The organism is Pseudomonas sp. 05N433, assembly GCF_056396925.1.
Window position 1 is genome coordinate 1 of record NZ_JBFTML010000150.1, and the last position, 583, is coordinate 583.

The window sequence follows — 583 nt, forward strand, 5'->3', positions numbered from 1 at the left end:
CCACGAAGCAGCAGTGTCACTACATTGAATTGCGAGGTAAGTTGCTGGACGATATTCAGGCTAAGAATTGGGGCGCCGGTTCTCGAAGCTTCATGACTGACCAGCAGAATGGTGGGCTTATCTATAGGCAGCGACTCGATGGGTCGACTCAAAGCGATAAGCGGAATACGGCCAAGCAGGCCTTCGGCCCGCCCGTGATCCAGGAAGTGCCGTTCCGGATCATCGAGCGAGGCGAGAACTGGATACATGGCTCGATAGAAGTCGGCGTTGAATGGCTCTGTCGGTTCATGGAGCAGTCCGCCAGCGAGAACCTGCTTTTCGCCTGCATAGTCGCGAGAAGCCGGCGATATCGGCTTTGGAGCACCTATGCGGCCTTCCTGGATGCCGTGGCACAGATAGTGTACGACTGCGGGAATGCCGGTCGCTTTAACATCGGGATAAGTTTCGAGGTAGTAGTTTTCGTCAAAAGCTTCTCCATTGGGAAGAATTATCGACGGAAGCCTTTTTTTTATGTCCGTTAAACTGATCAGGCGCCAGAGTCGTGAGTTAAATAAGCGCTCCCACGAGTTGGACAGTGTTTGAA

The 583-nt window shown here is 53.0% G+C and carries 1 pseudogene; it reads right to left on the reverse strand.

Annotated features, from left to right (window positions below):
* Window positions 1-583, reverse strand: a pseudogene (locus AC1DIS_RS30110) (hypothetical protein); the annotation flags it as partial.